The sequence below is a fragment of the Janthinobacterium sp. GW458P genome (assembly GCF_002127585.1).
GTDB lineage: Bacteria > Pseudomonadota > Gammaproteobacteria > Burkholderiales > Burkholderiaceae_D > Janthinobacterium.
Genome location: NZ_NEGZ01000033.1, coordinates 1 through 20,455, shown reverse-complemented (window position 1 = coordinate 20,455; position 20,455 = coordinate 1). Strand labels below are relative to the sequence as shown.

11 protein-coding genes and 1 pseudogene are annotated in these 20,455 nt (G+C 61.6%); 9 read left to right on the top strand and 3 right to left on the bottom strand.

From position 1 onward, the window contains the following. Positions 1–404 precede the first annotated feature (404 nt). The gene (gene aroG, locus CBW50_RS18035) at positions 405–1,469 is read left to right on the top strand and encodes a 3-deoxy-7-phosphoheptulonate synthase AroG (RefSeq protein ID WP_086146852.1); all 1,065 of its coding nucleotides are present in this window, start codon (positions 405–407) and stop codon (positions 1,467–1,469) included. Between the two features lie 74 nt (positions 1,470–1,543). On the opposite strand, the gene CBW50_RS18030 is transcribed toward aroG, so the two are convergent. The 3 genes from CBW50_RS18030 to CBW50_RS18020 form a co-directional block, all read right to left on the bottom strand. After that, complete coding sequence (locus CBW50_RS18030; RefSeq protein WP_172404802.1) at positions 1,544–4,195, bottom strand: TonB-dependent receptor; 2,652 nt, start codon at positions 4,193–4,195, stop codon at positions 1,544–1,546. 356 nt (positions 4,196–4,551) lie between these two features. After that, complete coding sequence (locus tag CBW50_RS18025; RefSeq protein ID WP_086146832.1) at positions 4,552–7,230, bottom strand: TonB-dependent receptor; 2,679 nt, start codon at positions 7,228–7,230, stop codon at positions 4,552–4,554. Between the two features lie 179 nt (positions 7,231–7,409). After that, entirely contained in the window at positions 7,410–10,139 is a 2,730-nt protein-coding gene (locus tag CBW50_RS18020) for a TonB-dependent receptor (protein ID WP_226936064.1), read from the bottom strand. A gap of 677 nt (positions 10,140–10,816) precedes the next feature. On the opposite strand from CBW50_RS18020, the gene CBW50_RS18015 reads away from it, so the two are divergent. The 8 genes and pseudogenes from CBW50_RS18015 to CBW50_RS17980 all read left to right on the top strand — a co-directional run. Then, positions 10,817–12,655, top strand: coding sequence for an ABC transporter substrate-binding protein (locus tag CBW50_RS18015; protein ID WP_226936066.1), 1,839 nt, complete (start codon positions 10,817–10,819; stop codon positions 12,653–12,655). Positions 12,656–12,683: 28 nt separating this feature from the next. Next, complete coding sequence (locus CBW50_RS18010) at positions 12,684–13,622, top strand: ABC transporter permease (protein WP_076569117.1); 939 nt, start codon at positions 12,684–12,686, stop codon at positions 13,620–13,622. A gap of 9 nt (positions 13,623–13,631) precedes the next feature. Further along, on the top strand, positions 13,632–14,741 hold the full coding sequence (locus CBW50_RS18005; RefSeq protein ID WP_086146830.1) for an ABC transporter permease: 1,110 nt from the start codon (positions 13,632–13,634) through the stop codon (positions 14,739–14,741). Between the two features lie 9 nt (positions 14,742–14,750). Beyond that, positions 14,751–16,442: an ABC transporter ATP-binding protein gene (locus CBW50_RS18000; protein WP_086146829.1), complete on the top strand. Its 1,692-nt coding sequence runs from the start codon at positions 14,751–14,753 to the stop codon at positions 16,440–16,442. A gap of 27 nt (positions 16,443–16,469) precedes the next feature. Next, positions 16,470–17,432: a VTT domain-containing protein gene (locus CBW50_RS17995; protein WP_086146828.1), complete on the top strand. Its 963-nt coding sequence runs from the start codon at positions 16,470–16,472 to the stop codon at positions 17,430–17,432. Between the two features lie 350 nt (positions 17,433–17,782). After that, on the top strand, positions 17,783–18,802 hold the full coding sequence (locus tag CBW50_RS17990; RefSeq protein ID WP_086146827.1) for a glucokinase: 1,020 nt from the start codon (positions 17,783–17,785) through the stop codon (positions 18,800–18,802). 398 nt (positions 18,803–19,200) lie between these two features. Continuing rightward, a complete protein-coding gene (gene scpB / locus CBW50_RS17985) occupies positions 19,201–19,989 on the top strand; it encodes an SMC-Scp complex subunit ScpB (RefSeq protein WP_086146826.1) in 789 nt (262 codons plus the stop codon). Then, positions 19,982–20,455: pseudogene (locus CBW50_RS17980) on the top strand (23S rRNA pseudouridylate synthase B); the annotation flags it as partial. The gene scpB and the pseudogene CBW50_RS17980, both read left to right, overlap by 8 nt.

Below are 20,455 nucleotides of genomic sequence, written 5' to 3'. Positions count from 1 at the left end.
GTGTGTCGCTTGCCGCCGCCGCAAAGGGGCTTGCGTGGCGCGTGCGCCACGACGGACACAGCGCTGGCGCACGCTTGCGGGATAAACGGCGCGCAACTTTTTATGCTTTTTTCCCCACTTTGCAGTGTAAAACGGCAGCGGCATGCGGCTTTGCCGACAAATATGCTTGCCAACCCTTGCAATTTAGGTTTATAGTCGTTCATCACTTACGGATGAATCGCATGTTCGCTCGCCACTTTTTTACCGCGTATTTTTACTTTAGCAATTCCAACCCAAAGGCGGTGGAGTAGCGGTCGGTTCACGTAGCAGCAAAACGAGATCCCAGCAAATTCTGAAAAACCGCCACTGATGGCGGTTTTTTTTTACCCAGATGTTTTACCCTTCCTTAAATTTTGGAGAAAATGATGCCCCGCACAGATGATTTGCGTATTCGCGAAATGAAGGAATTGACTCCGCCGTCCCACCTGATCCGCGAATTTGCCTGCTCGGAGCAAGCCGAACAGACCGCCGCCAGCGCCCGTATCGCCCTGCATCGCATCCTGCACGGCCAGGATGACCGCCTGATGGTGGTGATCGGGCCTTGCTCGATCCACGACACCAAGGCGGCCATGGAATATGCGCGCCTGCTGGTCAAGGAACGCGCGCGTTTTGCGGGCGAACTGGAAATCGTCATGCGCGTCTACTTCGAGAAGCCGCGCACCACGGTGGGCTGGAAGGGCCTGATCAACGATCCGTACATGGACAACAGCTTCCGCATCAACGACGGCTTGCGCATGGCGCGCGAACTGTTGCGCGATATCAATGAGCTGGGCTTGCCGGCCGGCACCGAGTTCCTCGACGTGATCAGCCCGCAATACATCGCCGACCTGATCAGCTGGGGCGCCATCGGCGCGCGCACGACGGAATCGCAGGTGCACCGCGAGCTGGCATCGGGACTGTCGTGCCCGGTCGGCTTCAAGAATGGCACGGATGGCAATGTCAAAATTGCCGTGGAAGCCATCAAGGCCGCTTCGCAGCCGCACCATTTCCTCTCCGTCACGAAGGGCGGCCATTCGGCCATCGTGTCGACCAACGGCAACGAGGATTGCCATATCATCTTGCGCGGCGGCAAAACGCCGAACTATGACGCGGCCAGCGTGGACGAGGCCTGCAAGGCCATCGCGGCGCAGGGCCTGGCGGCGCGCCTGATGATCGACGCCTCGCACGCGAACAGCTCGAAAAAACCGGAAAACCAGATCCCCGTGTGCGCCGACATCGCCAGCCAGGTGGCGGGCGGCGATGGCCGCATCGTTGGCGTGATGGTGGAGTCGCACCTGGTGGCAGGGCGCCAGGATTTGATCCCGGGCAAGGAATTGATCTATGGCCAATCCGTCACGGACGGCTGCATCGACTGGAGCGCCAGCGTGGCCGTGCTGGAAAACCTGGCGGCGGCCGTGAAGCAGCGCCGCTTGCAGGGCGACGCGGAATAGGGTGGCGCGCAGCATGAAAAAAAGCCCGGAAAGCTAAGCTTTCCGGGCTTTTCAGTTTTCAGCGCCTATCGGGCTTAGAACTTGTACGTGGCGCGCACGTAGAAAGTACGGCCCAGCGGATCGGCGTAACGCGGATCGTAGCCAGACTGGAAGGTGCCGATCTGGTTACTGAACGGTGGATCTTCGTTCAGCAGGTTTTTCACGCCCACGGTGACTTCGGTGTTCTTGAAGCCCGAGTACGCGCCCGACAGCGACCATACCGAGTAAGCCTTGACGCTTTGCTCGAATTGCGGATCGACATAGTTCTGGTCGCGGTAGCCGCTCATGTACTTGTTCGACAGCGTGGCGTTCCATTTGTCCAGATTCCATTGCAGCGATGCATTATGTCTCCAGCGGAATACTGGTGCCTTGTCGCCATACACGCCCACGTTTTGCAAGAATTCGCCGCCGCGTTCGTTCTGGTACTCATACTTCTGCACCCAGGTGCCATCGAAGTTGAACGTGAAGTTGCCATACTGGCTGCGTGGCAATTTCCAGTTCAGGCCCAGGTCGATGCCCGAGGTGTGCATTTCGCCCAGGTTGCCCAGGGTGGCGAGCACGTAATCGAGCTTGCCGTCAGCGGTGTAGATGAAGTTGCTTTGATACTTGGCATAGTTGTCGAACAGGGTCTGTTCGGCCACGGTGCCGATCTTGTCGCGCAGCTTGATCTGGAAGTAATCGAGCGAGACGGTCAGCGATTTGGTTGGCTCGATGACGATACCGGCGCTGAAGGTTTTCGATTTTTCCGGGCCGACGTCCGGATTGCCGCCCGAACGGATGTATTGCTGCGCGCCGCAGGCCACGTTGCTGTTGGCGCCAGGAATTGGTACGCCGCCTGGGCACAGGCGTGGATCGTCGTACTTGTTGGCCGTGAAGGTCTTGGTTTGCGGACCATGCAGATCATACAGCGTTGGCGCGCGGAAACCTGTGTTGTAGGAGCTGCGCAGCAGCACCTGGCTCGTTGGCTGCCAGCGTACGCCGACTTTCGGGTTGAAGCTGCCGCCGACGTCGTTGTAGTGGTCATAACGGGCTGCCAGCGACAGTTCCAGGTCTTTCACGACAGGAATGCTCAGTTCCGAGAAGATGGCGGAGATGTTGCGGCTGCCCGACTGGTTCTGCGCTTCGGCGTAGCCGGAGCTCGATGCCTGGCCGGCCAGGTCGCGGTTCACGTTGTATTCCGCCTTGTCGTTGCGGAATTCCGTACCGACGGCGAAACCGACGGCGCCAGCCGGCAAGTTGAACAGCTCGCGGCTGATCTTCGCGTCGACCGCGGTACTGGTCATCTTCGCGCTCAGGTACTCGCCTTTCAGGACGGAATCCTTCAGGTATGCCGCGCCGGCGGTGCTCTGTTCGCCGAACGGGTTCAGGATGCCATTGCCAATGCCGTCGATGATGCGCTGGTCATTCAGGTAGCCGCCCGTGAAGGCGCTGGTGGCCTTGCTGACGGAGTAGCTCAGGCCGACGTTGTAGTCCCATGCGCCCAGAACGCCTTCGGAAGCCAGTACCAGGCGGTCCGAGGTGCTGGTGTCGAAGCCGCTGCGCTGGCCCGACGCCACTGGACGCCAGCTGATGTCCAGCGGCTCGCCCGACAGGCCTGCCACGGCCGGCACGCCGCCGCTGCCGCCTGGGTAGTAAGGCGAGCTCGACGACATGAGGATGCCGATGTTCGACATCGGCGGCGGCGAGATGCGTGCTTCGTTGGTGCTGCGCGAGTGCAGGTATTCGATGGTGGCCAGGTGATCCTGGTTCAGCTTGAAGCTGGCTTTGCCCAGGAAGGATTCCTGCTGGGTTTTCGGAATGGCCTGGATGAATGGCGTGACATCCATGGCGCACGTGCTCTTGCCCGAGGTATTCTTGTACAGGTTCTCGCCCACGCAACCGCCGGCGAAGGCCGGGTTACCGATCAGGCCATTGCCCGTATCGTAGAAGTTGGCCGGGAAGGTGGTGCCGCTCAGGTTATCCACGCCCTTGCTCGGGATGTAGCCGCTCTTCGAGAAGGAACGGTCGGCCGTGCTCAGCGCCGACTGGCGATGCACGTCGACAACGCCGAAGACGTTGAAGCCATCTTTGTTCAGGTCGCCATAGCCGCCGGACAGGTTCAGGCGCGACTCGTCGCCGCCGCCCGCTTTCTGTGGCTCGTAATGTTCGACCGTGACGGAACCGCCTTTGACGGAACGCTTGGTGATGAAGTTGATCACGCCGCCGATGGCGTCCGTGCCGTAGATCGCGGAGGCGCCGTCACGCAGCACTTCGACACGTTCCAGGGCAGAAATTGGGATGATGTTCAGGTCGACGGACGAACCGTTGAACGGGTGGCTGGCGATACGGCGGCCGTTCAGCAGGACCAGGGTCTTGTCGCCGCCGATGCCGCGCAGGTCGGCGACGGACTGGCCGCCCGTTCCCGAACCGACCGATTGCGAGCTGCTTTGCGAGCTCTGATTCATGGAAATGGTGGACAGGACTTCCTGCGCCGTCGTCAAGCCTTGCTTGGCGAAATCGTCAGCCTTGATCGAGGTGATCGGCAGCGCTGTCTCCGATGCCAGGCGCTTGATGCTCGAACCCGTGACTTCCACGCGCTGCATGGTGCCCTCTGTTGTTTCTTGTGCGTACGCGGCGTGCATGCCCAGGGCCAAACTGCCAGTAAACATCAGGCGCAGCGACCGCGATATTACATTTTCTATCATCATCTGAAATTCCTTGTTATTGTGATAAAGGCGGCAATTATTTTGAAATAACTTGTTGCTTACCAACAATTTATTTGCCTTTTTGAAAATCCACCAATGAAAATTCTGTAAATTTTCCGGGCCCTCATCAAAACATTCATGATTCAGATTGTCAATTTCGTGCAGACTTTTTGGACGAAATGCAACATATTGCTATTTTTTTTGCATTGCTTCAGGAATAAAATATCGTGGACCCTTGTCAGCCGTGCTCAGATGCGTAAAATAAAACGGCGCACATCATCGCTGATGGCGCCGCTCTTCTGTTGCTGGCACGCTGTTGCCAGCGCTGCCTGTTTTATCTAGTGATCTGAAAACCCCCCTTAAAACGTATAGCTGCCGCGCAAGTACCAGGCGCGCCCGACCGGGTCCGTGTAGCGTGGGTCATAGCCTTTCTGGAACAAGGTGCCCTGGTTCGAGAACGGCGGCTCCTTGTCCAGCAGGTTCTTCACGCCGGCCGTCAGCAGCAGGCCCTTCCATGCGTAGCTGCCCGACACATTGAGCAGGCTGTATGACGGCACATCGTGCTTGTATTGGTCAGCAACATTGTTCTGGTCCGTATAGCCGGACTTGAACGATTGCGACACGGTGGCGCCCCAGTTGCCCATGCGCCAGTTCAGCGCGGCCGTATGCTTCCAGCGGAACACGGGATTGTTGTCCGCATAGCGGCCCACGTTGGCGATGAACGGGCCGTCGCGCTCGTTCTGGTAGTCGTACTTGTGGGTCCAGGTGCCGTCCGCCGACACGCTGAAGTCGCCGTAGGCGCCGCGTCCCAGGCGGGCATTCAGGCTGACGTCGATGCCGTCCGTCTTCACTTCGCCGATGTTGTCGTTCATGTCGAGAATGGCGAATGGCGAACCGTCGGGATTGCGCAGGAACAAGGCCTTGTATTTCTCGTAGTTGCCGTAGATCGATTGTTCGGGCAGGGAAGAAATCTTGTCCTTCAAATGGATGTTCCAGTAGTCGATGGCGACGGTGACTTCCTTGACCGGTTCGAGCACCACGCCCACGGCAAACGTGGTGGATTTTTCCGGTTTCAGCTTCTCGTTGCCGCCTTGCAGCTTGAACTGCTGCAGGTCGCAGTCGCGCAGGGGATTGGCGCCCGGCTGGGGCACGCCGCCCGGGCACAGGATGGGGTCGTTGTAGGTATCGTTGGTATCATTCTTCGATGGCGGCGCGTTCTTTTCAAACAGGGTCGGGGCGCGGAAGCCCGTGCTGGCCGAGCCGCGCAGCACCAGCGCGCTGCTGGCCTGGTAGCGCAGGGCCAGCTTCGGATTGGTGGTGCTGCCCACGTCGCTGTAATGGTCGAAGCGGGCCGCCAGCTGCACTTCCAGGTCCTTGATCAGCGGCAAGTTGACTTCGCCGAAGACGGCCTGGATCGTGCGCCCGCCGCTCTTCGAGAGCGAACCGGACAGGCCGGAACTGGCAGCCTGGCCGGCGATGTCGCGGTTCACGTTGAAGTCGGCCTTTTCGCGCCGTACTTCGCCGCCCAAAGCGATGGCCAGCGGGCCGCCGGCCAGCTGCGTCAGGTCGCGGCTGCCCTTGACGTCGAAACCCGTGGTGGTGACCCTGGCGTTCTGGACTTCGCCGCGCAGCGCCGTGCTGGCCAGGTAGGTCTTGCCGGCCGCATCCTGCTCGCCAAACGGGTTCAGGACGCCGTTGAGCACGCCGGCGGCAAACGAGGCGTCCTGCACGTAACCGTTGGTAAATTTTTCCGACGATTTGCTGATGGCATGACTCAGCCCAGTCTTGTAATCCCAGCCCGCCAGCTCCCCCTCCAGCGCCAGCACCTGGCGGTCGGCCTTGCCGTCGGAATCGATCTGTCGCTGGCCCGCCTCCACGGGGCGCCAGTTGACGCTCAGGGGCTGCCCCGACAGCCCCGGCTGGGCCGGCACGCCGCCCGCATTGCCCGGATAGTATTTGCTGGTATTGGGCAAGATCAATCCCGTTTGCGGCGGCGGCGCCGTGCGTGCCTTGACCTTGTTTTCCGAATGCAGGTATTCCACGGTGGCCAGGTGGCCGCCGCCCAGTTTGAAAGCGCCCTTGCCGAAGAAGGCGACTTGCTCCTGCGCCGGCAAGTCGTCGATCTGCCGCGTGTAGTCCTGGCGGCAGGTGCCGTTCGCCGGCACGGCCGGCACCGACAGCGGCGGCAGGCAGCCGCTGGCCGCATACGGATTGCCGGCCAGGCCCTTGCCGCCGTTGGCTGCCGCATCAAAATAGTTGCCAGGGAAGGTAGTGCCGCTGGTAATGGACAGGCCGCGCGAGGGGATGATGCCGGTTGCCGAGAAGTCGCGGTCTTGCGAAGTCAGCATATTTTGCTTGTGGTAGTCGAGCACGCCGAACAGATTGTAGCCATCCGCGTCGAGCTTGCCGAAGCCCGTCGACAGGTTGAGGCGGTGCTCGCCCGCGCCCTTGTGCTGGGGAGCGATGACTTCGGCCGTGATGTTCGTGACGTTGACGGAGCGCTTGGTGATGAAGTTGATGACGCCGCCGATGGCGTCCGTGCCGTAGATGGCCGAGGCGCCGTCGCGCAGCACTTCGACGCGCTCCAGGGCGGCGATGGGGATGATGTTCAGGTCGACGCTGGCGCCGTCATACGGGTGGTTGGCGATGCGCCGGCCATTGAGCAGCACCAGGGTCTTGTCACCGCCCAGGCCGCGCAGGTCGGCGCTGGCCTGGCCGCCCGTGGGCAAGCCGCTGGTGTTGCCGCCGACGGCATTGCCGCTGCCCATGCTGGAGGCATTCGCGGGTATCTTGCTGAGTACTTCCTGGGCCGTCGTCAGGCCCTGTTTGGCAAAATCTTCGGCCTTGAAGACGGACAGCGGCGTGGCCGTTTCCGACACGAGGCGCTTGATGGAGGAACCGGTGACTTCGACCCGCTGCATGGCGGGCGGCGCGCCGGCGGCGCCGGTATCCTGCGCCATGGCCGCATGGCCATACGCGCCGAGCAGGGCTGCGCACAGCAGGCGCAAGGTAGGGGAGGGACTGCGGGTGTGCGTCATCTGACACTCCTGTGGCGTGGTCACGGCCAAATGGCCTGCAAGGGAGTTTTACAGGCGGGCGGGAGGTCAGGTTTGCGCTGGCGCAATAGACGTGCGGATGAGCGACGTTGGGCCACAGTCGCCGACGAAAAAAAAGGCGGTGATTGCTCACCGCCTGGCGTCAGGATGCGGGTGTCGGCTTAGAAGAACTTGTAGCTGGCGCCCAGTTTGAAGTAGCGGCCGATGGCGCCGCTGGCGTCCATCGGGTTGTAGCTCATGCCGCCGTAGGTCAGGGGGTCGAGCGGCGCGATCTTGTCGGTCACGTTGTTGATCGAGGCAAACAGCTGCAGCTGCTTGCTGACGTTCCAGCGGGTCGACAGGTCGAGCGTGGTGAACGAGGCCAGCTTGCAGCCGTTCGGCGCCGGCGTGCCGTTGGCCAGCTTGGAGGCGCACGGGTCGCCCTCAAACTTGATATTTTTCATGTCCGAACGGTAGTTCACAACGCCGCTGACGTTCCAGTTGCCCAGGTCCCACGAGCCGGTCAGATTGATCTTGTCCTTCGGCGTGCCGGCGCAGTTTGACGTATCGCAATTGCCGTGCGTGCCGGCGAACTGGTAGCGCACGGCGGCCGATTCGGCGCGCACCCACGAGGCGATATGCGTCCACGTCAGGCCGAACGTGGCGCGGCCGTATTCGCCCAGGCGCACGCGCTGCTTGACGTCCAGGTCGATACCCTTGATCTCCGTGTAGCTGGAGTTGCGGTACGGCGCCTTGGTGATCAGCAAGGTGCCCGTGTTCGGCACCACCACGCCATTGATGGTCAGGTTGTTGTCGGAACGGATGGCCGTCGGCAGGGCGGCCGCTTCGTTGTACGGCAGCGGATTGATCTCGTTTTCGCGCTTGATTTTCCAGCCATCGAGCGACAGGCTGGTATCGTTGAACGGATCCCACACGATGCCCAGGGTGTAGCCCTTGGACTTTTCCGGCTTGAGGCTCGGGTCGCCTACCTTGACGGCCGCCACCTGCAGTTCGCAGTCGCTGGCATTGGCGCCCGGCAAACGGGTGCCGCCCGGGCAGCGCACGGGGTCGGTCACGGTCGAGGTGCCCGTTGATTGCGAATCGGCATTGCTTTCGGCCGGGCCCGGCGCGCGGAAGCCTTCCGAGTACGTGCCGCGCACGGCGAAGGTTTTCAGCGGCGTCCATTTGGCGCCCAGTTTCGGCGTGGTCGACGAGAAACGGTCGTATTTGTCGTAACGCAGGGCGCCCGACAGTTCCACCGTCTTGATGACGGGCGCCAGCACTTCCAGGAACACGGCCGAGACCTTGCTGTCGCCCTTGGCCGCCACGTAACTGGCGTTGATGGAGCCGTCTTGCGTGCCCGACAGCGAAGGATTGTCGAGCTTGTCGCGACGGTGTTCCGCGCCCACGGCCAGGCCCAGGGCGCCGCCTGGCAACTGCATCAGCTCGCGCGTCGCCTTGACGTCGATAATGTCGAGTTTGGTCGTCGAATCGGAAGTGGCGTTGGTGACCATGGCCGCGTACAGCGAGGCGGGATTCTTGCTTGCCTGTGCACCGATGTAGTAGGGGAAATATTTGCTCTGTGGGCTGGAATCGCCCAGGGCATCCCTGACGACGGCCATGTTCAGCATGTTGCTGTAATCGAGGTGCAGTTTCGATTCCGAATGCGTGTAGCCGGCATCGTAGTCCCAGCCCATGGCATTGCCCTTGACGCCGAGCACGATGCGGTTGAACTCGTTGTTGGCCTGGCGCGTGCTGGGGCCGACGTCGAAAGCCTGGTAGCGCACGCGCACCGGCACGCCATAGGGATTTTGCGGATGGTTGGCCGCCAGCACGATGCTGGTGCCGGTGCCGCTGGCGTAGTTGATGACACCGGCCTTGTTGCCGGCGTTCGGCGGGAAGGCGACGGTGGGCGTGACCGATGGCGGGATCATGGTGAAGGCCGTATCGCGTTTCGAGTAGCCCGCTTCCGCATACACCTGGGTATCGGCATTGACTTGCCAGGTGCCGCGCGTGTACAGGTTGATCGATTCGATCTTCGGCTGCATCGAGCGGAACTGGTCATGGTGCCACAGGCAGCCGCCTTTCGGATCTTGCGGTGAAGACACGGACAAGTTGGAGCAGCCGGGCAGGGACACATAGTTGTTGGTGACGGGGTCGCGGATCAGGCCCGTCGGCGAGGGATTGGCGTCGTTGTTGCTGTTGATGTAGCCGCCGGCGAACTGGGTGTTGATCGCATAGCCGTACGGACGCAGGTCGGCCTTGCCTATCCATTTGCGGCCGGCGCGGTCACTGTTCATCAGCATGTCCGATTTGCTGTACTCGGCATTGACGACGACGTTGAATTTGTCCGTATCCAGGTTGCCCTTGCCGAAGGTCAGCGAGGCGCGGTGCTGTTTGGCGTCGCGGTCGCCGGACATGCCCGTGTCGGCTTTCAGGGTCAGGCCTTCGAAGTCCTTGCGCAGGATGATGTTGACGACGCCGGCGATGGCGTCCGCGCCGTAGGTCGACGAAGCGCCGTCCTTGAGGATTTCGATGCGCTCGACGATCTGCATCGGCACTGTGGACAGGTCGGTAAAGCTCTTCTGGCCGTCATCGGCGCGCGCGAACGGCGCCATGCGGCGGCCATTGAGCAAGACCAGGGTCGAGGTGGCGCCCAGGCCGCGCAGCGAGATGGCGGTCGAACCGGCGGCAAAACCGTTGCCGAAGCCCGTCGGCAGGGAGCCGGCGCCATCCGCGGTGAGGGTTTGCAGGTATTCGGCGACGGTGGCCTTGCCCGATTTCATCAGGTCGTCCCGGGTGATGAGCTGTACCGGCGATGCGGTCTCGGCCGTGGCCCGTTTGATGCTCGATCCTGTAATTTCCACGCGCTGCACATTGGCGTCCTGCGCCATTGCCGGCGCAGCCATCATGCCAAGGCTGAGCGCTGCTACGCTACCCGAAAAAATCAGGCGTACGGAGCGGGATATAACTGTTTCCATCATCATTCTCGAAACTCCGAAAAAAGCCAGGTTGGCCGTTTTAAGGCACAACGTCGCTAGTCTGAATAAGATTGCTGCGTCGGCAATCGCTGTGGGTACTCCGGCACATTTTGTGTGGCCGCAACCGATAAGATCATTTGCCGAGAAGCCTTGTCAACGCGCACATCTGGACTTTCAGCATGGAAACAACAGTGTTTTTTATAATGTTGCGATGTTTTCATATTGGTAATTATTTCAATGTTGCGCTGCGCTATGCGTTTTCCTCCCGCCGCTAAAAAATGCGCTCATTCGTGGACGTAAGGGTTTCTACCAATGCGCTTTTGCGTGGCATCGGCGCCGCTATGTTGCGGTGCGGAAAATTTCTCAGGTGGCGCGGGTGCTTGTTGCTGCGCACGCCAGAAGTGCTGCGGCTTTTCGCCCGGCATGCAAAATATGCGTTATCGTTACGCGTTTTCCAGCACGTCAAAGCACAGGCGCGGCTGGCTGCTAACAAGGCATAGATCTTGCGAGGATGGACTGGTTTTGGCGGTGGACTCCTGTACCCCAGGAGGAAGCCAGTACAAGCGCACCAATACGGTGCGACGGATAATCGAGATGAAGGGTATTACATGAAGTCACCATGGATGCGGCGCGTGGCGCTGCTCGCCTGCCTGGCCGCCCTGCCGCTGGCCGCCACTGCCGTTGACGCTGGCCCCGCGGCCGCGCCGGTCAAAACCTTGCGCTATATCCTGCCGGCCGCCGAGACGGGTTTTGACCCGGCCACCGCGCGCGACCTGTATTCGAACCACATCACGCAGGCCGTCTTCGACACCCTGTACACCTATGACTACCTGGCGCGCCCCGTGAAGGTGGTGCCCGGCGCGGCGGCCGCCATGCCGGAAGTGTCCGCCGACGGCAAGACCTACACCATCCGCCTGAAAAAAGGCATCCTGTACACGCCCGACGCCGCGTTTGGCGGCAAGCGCCGCGAACTGACGATGGCCGACTACGTGTATTCGTGGAAGCGGCTGTTCGACCCGCGCCTGGCGTCGCCGCACAGCTGGCTGTTCGAAGGCAAGGTGGTGGGCCTGGACGAGCTGGCCAAGGAGGCGGCCAAGTCGAACAAGCTCGATTACGGCAAGAAGGTGGCCGGCCTGGAAATCCTCGACCCCTACACCCTGCGCATCACGCTGACCAAGACCGATTTCAATTTCCCCATGATCCTCGCCTACGTGCCGACGGCCGCCGTGGCGCGCGAAGTGGTGGACAAATACGGCGACGTGAAGGGCGAAGTGGGCTCGAATCCCGTCGGCACCGGCTACTACACACTCGGTGAATGGACGCGCGGCAACCGCATCGTCCTCAACCGCAACCCGCAGCACTTGCCGGAAACGTGGAACTTCATGGCCGGCGACGACCCGGACGACCAGCGCATCGTGCGCCAGATGCAGGGTAAACGCATTCCCGCCATCGACCGCATCGAAATTTCCGTGATGATCGAAGACCAGTCGCGCTGGCTGTCCTTCCAGAGCGGCGGCACGGACGTGTTCTGGCTCGACGGCCCGCTGGCGCCGAAGGCATTGCTGAACGGCAAACTGCGGCCCGAGCTGGCGGAGAAGGGCGTGCAACTGTCGCGCTTGCTGGACCCGGAAATCAGCTATTACTACTGGAACATGGAAGATCCGACCCTGGGCGGCTTCAGCAAGGAAAAGATCGCCCTGCGCCGCGCCATTGCCATGGCGCACAATATCGACGAGGAAATCCGCATCATCTGGAATGGCCAGGCCAAGCGCCTCGACTATCCGATACCGCCTGGTGTCGTCGGCTATGACCCGCACTATAAATCCCTGCTGCAATACGATCCCGTGCTGGCAAACAAATTGCTGGACAAGTTCGGCTACAAGAAGGGCGCCGACGGCTGGCGTACCTTGCCGGACGGCAAGCCGCTGCTGATCCGCTACGCTTCGCGCAACGAAGCCAATGGCGTGCTGCAGGCGGAAATGTGGCGCAAGACGTACAACTCGCTGGGCATCCGCATGGAAAACGACCGCATGATCTTTTCCGACATTTTGAAGACGGAAAAGCAGTGCAAGATGCAGACGCGCACGGCGCCGTGGCTGGCCGACTATCCGGACGGCGACAACTTCATGCAGCTGTTCTATGGCCCGAACACGCACCAGAACAACAACGGCTGTTACCAGGACCCCGAGTACGACAAATGGTACGCGGCCAGCCAGGCCATGCCGGCCAGCCCCGAGCGCGACGAGCTGTTCCACAAGATGGCGCGCCGCCTGGAAGTCAATGCGGGCGCCCTGATCGGCTATGCGCGCTACCGCAACATGCTGGCGCAAAAGTCGGTGCTGGGCTACAAGAAACACCCCATCCTGTTCCAGGAATGGGCGTATATGGATATCGACAGCACGGGCGCGCCAGTGGCGCCAGCCCCTGCGGCCTCGGCGAATAAATAAGCGACGCTTATAAAAACAAGGAATCATTATGTTTGCTTATATCCTGCGCCGCCTGTGGCAGATGCTGCCCACCATGCTGGGCGTGGTCCTGCTGGTGTTTATCTTGTTTAACTGGGTGGGCGGCGACCCTGCCTACATCCTGGCCGGCAAGATGTCCAGTGCGGAAAGCATCGCCAACATCCGCCGCCAGCTCGGCGTCGACCAGCCATACTATGTACAGCTGTGGATCTTCATCAAGCAGATCGTCACCTTTGATTTCGGTCAAAGCTGGGCCACGGGCGAAACCGTGTCGCACATCATCACCTCGCGCCTGGGCCCGTCGATGATGGTCTTGATCCCGCTGACCGTGCTCGAAACGTTTTTCGGCGTGGCGCTGGCGCTGGCCATCGCGTTTGTCCGCGGCTCGCTGACGGACCGCATGGTGATGATCGCCTGCACGGTGGGCATGTCGATTTCCATCCTCGTCTACATTATCGTTTTCCAGTACGGCTTCGCCTACAAGCTGGGCCTGTTCCCCGTGCAGGGCTGGGGCGACAGCTTCTGGGAAAACCTCTTGCGCTATTCGACCCTGCCGATTCTGATCGGCCTGGCCGTGTCGATCGCGCCGACCCTGCGCCTGTTCCGCACCTTCGTGCTGGACGAGGCCAACCAGGATTACGTGCGCACGGCGCGCGCCAAGGGCTTGAAGGAAGGCCGCATCATGTGGGTGCACGTGCTGCGCAATGCCGCCATTCCCATCATTACCTATGTGATGTCGAACTTGCCGGCCTTGCTGATCGGCGCTTTCCTGCTCGAGCGCTTCTTCGGCATCCCCGGCATCGGGCGTGAAGTGATCCTGGCCGTCGAGCGCAGCGACTTTCCGGTGATCAAGGCGATCACCGTGTATGTTGCCGCCGCCACCATGCTCTTCAACCTGCTCACCGACCTGCTGTACCAGGCGGTCGATCCTCGCGTACAACTGAAGTAGAAAGAGACGATGTCGAAACCTCATACATCGCCCGGCCTGTGGGCCCTGGCGTGGCGCCGTTTGCGCGGCGACAAGATTGCAATGGTATCGCTGGCCGTGGTCGGCGCCTTTTTCCTGCTGGTGCTGGCCTCGGCCAGCGGCCTGGTGGCGGCGAACTGGGAAGACGAAGTGGCCGTCAGCTATGCGCCGCCCACCTTTGTCGGCGCCGACAACGACGCGCCAGTCGACGGCGCCATTCCCCAGTCCGACGAGCGCAGCGCGCCGACACCGGTCAACGTGCTCGACCCGCTGGCCGACGATATTGCGGAACTGCGCGCGCAGATGGGCAGCAACCCCTCTGCCGGCGTGGAGATGTACGGCGTCACCGACCCGCTGGCCGAGGACTTGACGGCCTTGCGCGCCGGCATGGGCAAGACGAAGAAGCTGATCGCGCACAAGGCGGCGACCTTGCCGTTCGGCGCCGACAAGTGGGGCCACGACATTATCCAGAAAACCATCAAGGGCGGCGAAACGTCGATCGTCGTCGGCCTGGTGGCGGCCTTGCTGGCCGTGGTGCTGGGCACCCTGTTCGGCGCCGTGTCCGGCTACTTCGGCGGCATCGTCGATGACTTTTTTAACTGGTTCTACAGCATTTTTACCTCAATTCCATCGATTCTGATGATCTTGACGGTCGCGGCCGTGCTGCAGCAGAAGGGCGTGCTGACCATCGTGCTGATCCTCGGCTTGACGGGCTGGACGGGGCCGTACCGCCTGATCCGCGCCGAATACATCAAGCACAAGGCGCGCGAATACGTGATGGCGGCCGACGCCATCGGCGCCTCGCACTGGCGCAAGATGTTTTCGCACATCTTCCCGAACGTCAGTCACGTTGCTCTGGTGCAAATGTCGATTCTGGTCGTGGGCTTCATCAAGGCGGAAGTGATATTGAGTTTTCTCGGCTTTGGCGTGCCGGTGGGCACCGTTTCGTGGGGAAGCATGCTCAACGAGGCACAAAATGAACTGATCCTGGGCAAATGGTGGCAGCTGACGGCCGCCGCCACGGCGATGGCCGTGCTGGTGACGGCGTTCTCGCTGTTTACCGATGCCTTGCGCGATGCGCTCGACCCCAAAGTGAAATAGGAGTTGCTCATGGACCAGAATAACCTGTTGGAAGTGCGCGACCTGCGCGTCACCTTCCGCCTGGACAAGAAGACCACGTTCGAAGCCGTCAAGGGCATCTCGTTCAACGTGCCGCGCAACAGCACCGTCGCCCTGGTGGGCGAGTCGGGCAGCGGCAAGTCCGTCAGCTCGCTGGCCGTGATGGGCTTGTTGCCTCCGGATAACACCATCATCGACAAGCAATCGAGCATCCATTTTGGCGGGCGAGATTTACTCAAATTGTCGATCGCCGAGCGGCGCACCATGTGCGGCAAGGATATCTCGATGATCTTCCAGGAGCCGATGTCGTCGCTGAATCCCGTGTTTACCGTCGGCTTTCAGATCGCCGAAGTGTTGCGCCAGCACATGGGCATGAACCGCAAGCAGGCGCGCGCGCGCACCTTGGCGCTGCTGGAAGAAGTGGGCATACCCGACCCCGCCACCAAGATCGACGCCTACCCGAGCCAGATGTCGGGCGGCCAGCAGCAGCGCGTGATGATCGCCATGGCGATTGCCTGCGAACCGAAACTGCTGATCGCGGACGAACCGACGACGGCGCTGGACGTGACGATCCAGAAGCAGATCATGGACCTGATCGCGGCGCTGCAAAAGAAGCACCAGATGTCCGTGCTCTTCATTACCCACGACCTGGGCCTGGTGGGCGAGATCGCCGACCAGGTGATCGTCATGCGCCACGGCGAAGTGCGCGAGACGGGCGAGGTGCGGCAAGTGTTCGACAGCCCCCAAGACCCGTATACCAAAGCATTGCTACATTGTCGCCCTTCGCTGGACGAGCGCCCGTGGCGCCTGCCGGTGATCGCTGATTACATGGACGGCAAGGCGGGCCCCGGTATCGAAATGAAACAGCGCACGCGCGGCTACACGCCGGGCGACGAACCCGTGCTGGTGGTCAACAACCTCAGTAAAAGCTTTTATACGCGCGAGGGCCTGTTCGGCAAGCGCGAATTCCAGGCCGTCAAGGATGTATCGTTTACCTTGCCACGCGGAAAAACGCTGGGCGTGGTGGGCGAATCCGGTTCCGGCAAGACGACGGTGGGCCTGACCCTGCTGCGCCTGCATCAGGCCACGGGCGGCACGGCCATGTTCCACGGCAAGGACCTGATTGCCATGCCGGACAAGGAGTATTTGCCGTACAAGCGCCGCATCCAGATCATCTTCCAGAATCCGTACGCCTCCTTGAATCCCCGCTTTACGGTGGGGCAGATTTTGCTCGAACCGATGCGCATCCACAAAATCGGCGCCGATGACAAGGAACGCATCGCCAAGGCCTACTGGCTGCTCGATAAAGTCGGCTTGCCGGAACAGGCTTTTCACCGCTACCCGCACGAGTTTTCCGGCGGCCAACGCCAGCGCATCGCCATTGCCCGCTGCCTGACCATGCAGCCGGAAATTCTGGTCTGCGACGAGTCCGTCTCGGCGCTGGACGTGTCGGTGCAGGCGCAGGTACTGAACCTGTTGCAGGACTTGCAGGATGAATTTGGATTGTCGTATATCTTCATCTCACACGATTTGTCCGTCGTCAAATACATCGCCGACCAGGTGATGGTGATGCACAAGGGACAGGTGGTGGAGCTGGCCGATTCGGACGAACTGTACCGCAATCCCGTGCATCCGTACACGCGCACCCTACTGAGCGCCATACCGAAGGGCGTCCAGGTGTAGGGGCATTTTTACGGTAAGATAGCGGCCATGCCCAACCTCATTTACCTGCTCGAACATTACGGTGTCCTGATTGTCTTCGGCATCGTGCTGGTGGAGCAGCTCGGCCTGCCGATTCCCGCCTTTCCCATCCTCGTGGTGGCGGGGGCGCTGGCCGTCGATGGCGACATGAACGGGGGGCTGGTGCTGGCCGCCGCCTTGGGCGCCTGCCTGATCAGCGACTTTACGTGGTTTCGCGCGGGCCGCCATTTCGGCAAGCGCATCCTGCGCCTGCTGTGCCGCATCTCGCTGTCGCCCGATTACTGCGTCAGCCAGACGGAAGACAAGTTCAAGCGCTGGGGCCCGAAAGCCCTGATCGTTTCCAAGTTCGTGCCGGGATTCAATACGGTGGCCGCGCCCATGTCGGGCGCGCTGGGCACGCCGCCGCGCCTGTTCTTCCTGTATGCGGGCCTGGGCGCCTTGCTGTGGAGCGGCACGGGCATCGTCGTCGGCGTGATTTTCCATTCCAGCGTGCAGCAGGTGCTGGACTTGCTCAGCACCATGGGCAGCACGGCCTTGCTGATGCTGGCCACCTTGCTGGGCCTGTTCCTGCTGTATAAATACCTGGAGCGCCGGCGCTTCCGCCAGGCCCTGCAGATCGAGCGCATCGGCATCGATGAATTGCTCGAACTCATAGAGCTGGGCGAGGAGCCGCTGATGGTCGACGCGCGCAGCGCCACGGCGCAGGCGCTGGAGCCGGCCGTGCCGGGCGCYTTGTTCTTCAATGGCAAGGAACCGGTGCCTGCCATGATCGCCATGGACAAGGACCGCCACATCATCGTGTATTGCAGCTGTCCCAACGACGTCACGGCCGCGCAGGTGGCCAAGCTGCTGCACCAGCACGGCTTTCACCGCGCCAAGCCCCTGCATGGCGGCCTTGACGCATGGAACGCCGCCTACCGCTCGGACCAGCCTTCGCCCGCCAGCCTGCTGGGCGAAGGCTTGCCTTCCTGATCAGTAAAAAACCGGTAGTAATAATACGAAAACACCGTCGCCGTGCCATCGGGACGGCAGCGCCACGCCTGTGCCGCCCCTTACAAAGCGGCTTTGCGCAAACTGCGGCATACTCTTCTTTTCGGGCGATTCCTGCTGCTATGCAGCATGCTTCTCGCGTGCCTGCTGAGTGCAAGTACTTACTATAAATAATTGTTTGCGAGCAACTTTAGCCTTGCCTGTTGCATTTGGAGTGGAACTACCAATAAAGGCTTGTTTTGATGTACTTAAACTACAAACTTTGCTTGCCTCCGGGCGCATTCATCCTTTAAGCTTGGCGTCCCATGCGTCCCACTTCATCATTTAAAATCATGAGCGCTTCGTCTTCTCCCGTACTGCCGACTTCCGCCTTCGCCGATGGACCGCGCCTGCTGGCCGACGTGGGCGGCACCAATGCCCGTTTCGCCCTGGAAGTGGCCGCCGGCCACATCACCCTGGTGGAAGTGTTGCCCTGTGCCGATTACCCGAGCCTGTCCGCCGCCCTGCAAGCCTACCTGGCCCTGCCGCACGTGGCGGCCGCAGGCGGGCAAGCCGTGCGCCATGCCATGATCGCCATCGCCAACCCCGTCGACGGCGATTTCCTCAGCATGACGAACCACCACTGGTCGTTCTCGATCCGCGCCATGCGCGAAGAGTGCGGCTTCACGACCCTGGACGTGGTCAACGATTTCACGGCCCTGGCGCGCGCCTTGCCGCAGCTGTCGAGCGAGCAAAAGCACCAGGTGGGCGCGGGCACGGCCCGTCCGAACACGGCCATCGGCCTGATCGGCGCGGGCACGGGCCTGGGCGTGTCGGGCCTGATCCCGTCGCACGGCGGCTGGATCGCCCTGCAAAGCGAAGGCGGCCATGTCAGCTTTGCGCCGTTCAATGAAACGGAAGTGAGCATCCTGCAATTTGCCTGGCGCGAATACGAACACGTCTCGGCCGAGCGCCTGATTTCCGGCGATGGCCTGGAACTGATCTACCGCGCCCTGGCCGACCGCGCGGGCGTGCCGGCCGAAGCCTTGCCGGCGGCGGAAATCACGCGCCGCGCGCTGGCCGGCGAATGCCCGCTGTGCGACGACGTCATCGAAGCGTTCTGCTGCATGCTGGGCACCGTGGCGGGCAACGTCGCCGTCACCCTGGGCGCCCTGGGCGGTATCTATATAGGCGGCGGCATCGTGCCGCGCCTGGGCCAGCGCTTCGACCGCTCCGGTTTCCGCGCCCGCTTCGAGCGCAAGGGGCGTTTTGCCAATTATGTGTCGCAAGTGCCGACTTTCGTGATTACGGCCCAATACCCAGCTTTCCTGGGGGCATCGGCCATTCTCTCGGAGAAACTCGCCTCCCTGTGATGCGCAGGCAGGGCGATGTGTCGCTACAGGACCGGGTAAAACGCGTGTTTTGCCCGGTTTTGCGCTTTTCCTCTTTTTATCAGGTACAATTGGCATCGTTGGATGAAACGACGACTGTCGCTCACCTGTCTGGCTGGTCCGCCGCCACGGGAGAAGCAGCTGCTCCGGATATCGTTTCATTGCTGGTTATTTAAGGCCAGCACCATGGATCGCAGGACTTTCACTGCATCCGCATCAGTCCCGCTTTGCGCGCATCGGCCAAGGCGTCGGAAAAACAGCCTCAACTTGTAACACCAGCATGGCGTCGTCACCGATGTCTGCCATCCGTTACGTTGAAATGAACGTTTTGATTTCTTTCTCTGCATACGAATTGCAACACACATCCGCACAGAATTGCTATGAATACAATTGAGGCTAAAAAAGTCCTCGAAACCGCGTTGCTGTGCGCTCGTGAGTCGCTGACGATCCACAGCCTGAAAAAGCTGTTCGTCGATGCGGACGAGAACGGTCGCGTGCGCGGCGTCGGCGTTGGCGCCGACACGATCAAGCAACTGCTGGAAGAGTTGCGCGATGAGTGGGAGGGGCGCGGCATCGAGATCGTCAGCCTCGCCTCGGGCTGGCGCTTTCAAAGCCGGCCGGAAATGAAGATGTATCTGGATCGCCTGACGCCCGAGCGGCCGCCCAAGTATTCGCGGGCGACCCTGGAAACCCTGGCCATCATCGCCTACCGCCAGCCGGTGACGCGCGGCGATATCGAGGAGATTCGCGGCGTTGCCGTCAATTCGCAGACGATCAAGATGCTCGAAGACCGCGGCTGGGTCGATGCCATCGGCTACCGCGACGTGGTGGGACGGCCGGCCTTGCTGGCCACCACCAAGCAATTTTTGGATGACCTGGGTTTGCATTCGCTGTCCCAGCTGCCGCCTTTGCAGCAAATCAGCGAAATGCAGGGCAATGGGCTCGAAGCCCTGGAAGCGGCCCTGCAGGAAAATTTTGACAAGGCAAGCAATGAGCTTGCCCCCCAGCTTGGTGCAGGTAGCAATACGGCTGTGACAGATGTGACAGCAAGCCTTGATGCCGGCCCCGATGCTTCGCCCATGGACGAAGCCTACACTCACGACCCTGCGCCAGAACTAACGGTTGACGCTGCGCCAGGTCAGCACAGCCAAGAAACGAACAATGAATAATCCGAACACACCCGAGACAGTAACCGCCAGCGACGAAGCCATCGTTGCCAAGCCCAAGCGCCGCACCAAGGCCCAGATCGAAGCCGACGCGGCGGCTGCAGGCACTGCTGGCGACGCTGTCGCCGCCAAGCCGAAGCGCCGCACGAAAGCCGACGTGGCCGCCGACGCGCCCGTCGCCGCTGCCGATTCTGCTGTAGAAGCTGCGCCAGCCGTCAAGAAAACCCGCGCCAAGCCGGCCCTGAAGGCTGTCGCCGATGCCGCCGAAGCGGCTGCCGAGGCGGTTGCCGAAGTTGCCAGCGCCCCTGCGCCTCGTCCGCCGCGCGCCCGCGCCGCCGCCAAGGCCGCCGTTGCCGAGGCGCAAGCTGCGCCGGAAGCTGTCGCTGACAAGCCGGCCGAAGCACGCCCGACGCGCGGTCCGCGCCAGATGCGCGGCGTGCAGGCCGAACGCGCGCTGCGCCAGCCGCCG

Coding starts and splice junctions, on each gene's coding strand:
- CBW50_RS18025 (WP_086146832.1), bottom strand. CDS start 7,230: ATGACGCACACCCGCAGTCCCTCCCCTACCTTGCGCCTGCTGTGCGCA.
- aroG (WP_086146852.1), top strand. CDS start 405: ATGCCCCGCACAGATGATTTGCGTATTCGCGAAATGAAGGAATTGACT.
- CBW50_RS18000 (WP_086146829.1), top strand. CDS start 14,751: ATGGACCAGAATAACCTGTTGGAAGTGCGCGACCTGCGCGTCACCTTC.
- scpB (WP_086146826.1), top strand. CDS start 19,201: ATGAATACAATTGAGGCTAAAAAAGTCCTCGAAACCGCGTTGCTGTGC.
- CBW50_RS17990 (WP_086146827.1), top strand. CDS start 17,783: ATGAGCGCTTCGTCTTCTCCCGTACTGCCGACTTCCGCCTTCGCCGAT.
- CBW50_RS18005 (WP_086146830.1), top strand. CDS start 13,632: ATGTCGAAACCTCATACATCGCCCGGCCTGTGGGCCCTGGCGTGGCGC.
- CBW50_RS18020 (WP_226936064.1), bottom strand. CDS start 10,139: ATGATGGCTGCGCCGGCAATGGCGCAGGACGCCAATGTGCAGCGCGTG.
- CBW50_RS18010 (WP_076569117.1), top strand. CDS start 12,684: ATGTTTGCTTATATCCTGCGCCGCCTGTGGCAGATGCTGCCCACCATG.
- CBW50_RS18030 (WP_172404802.1), bottom strand. CDS start 4,195: ATGATGATAGAAAATGTAATATCGCGGTCGCTGCGCCTGATGTTTACT.
- CBW50_RS18015 (WP_226936066.1), top strand. CDS start 10,817: ATGAAGTCACCATGGATGCGGCGCGTGGCGCTGCTCGCCTGCCTGGCC.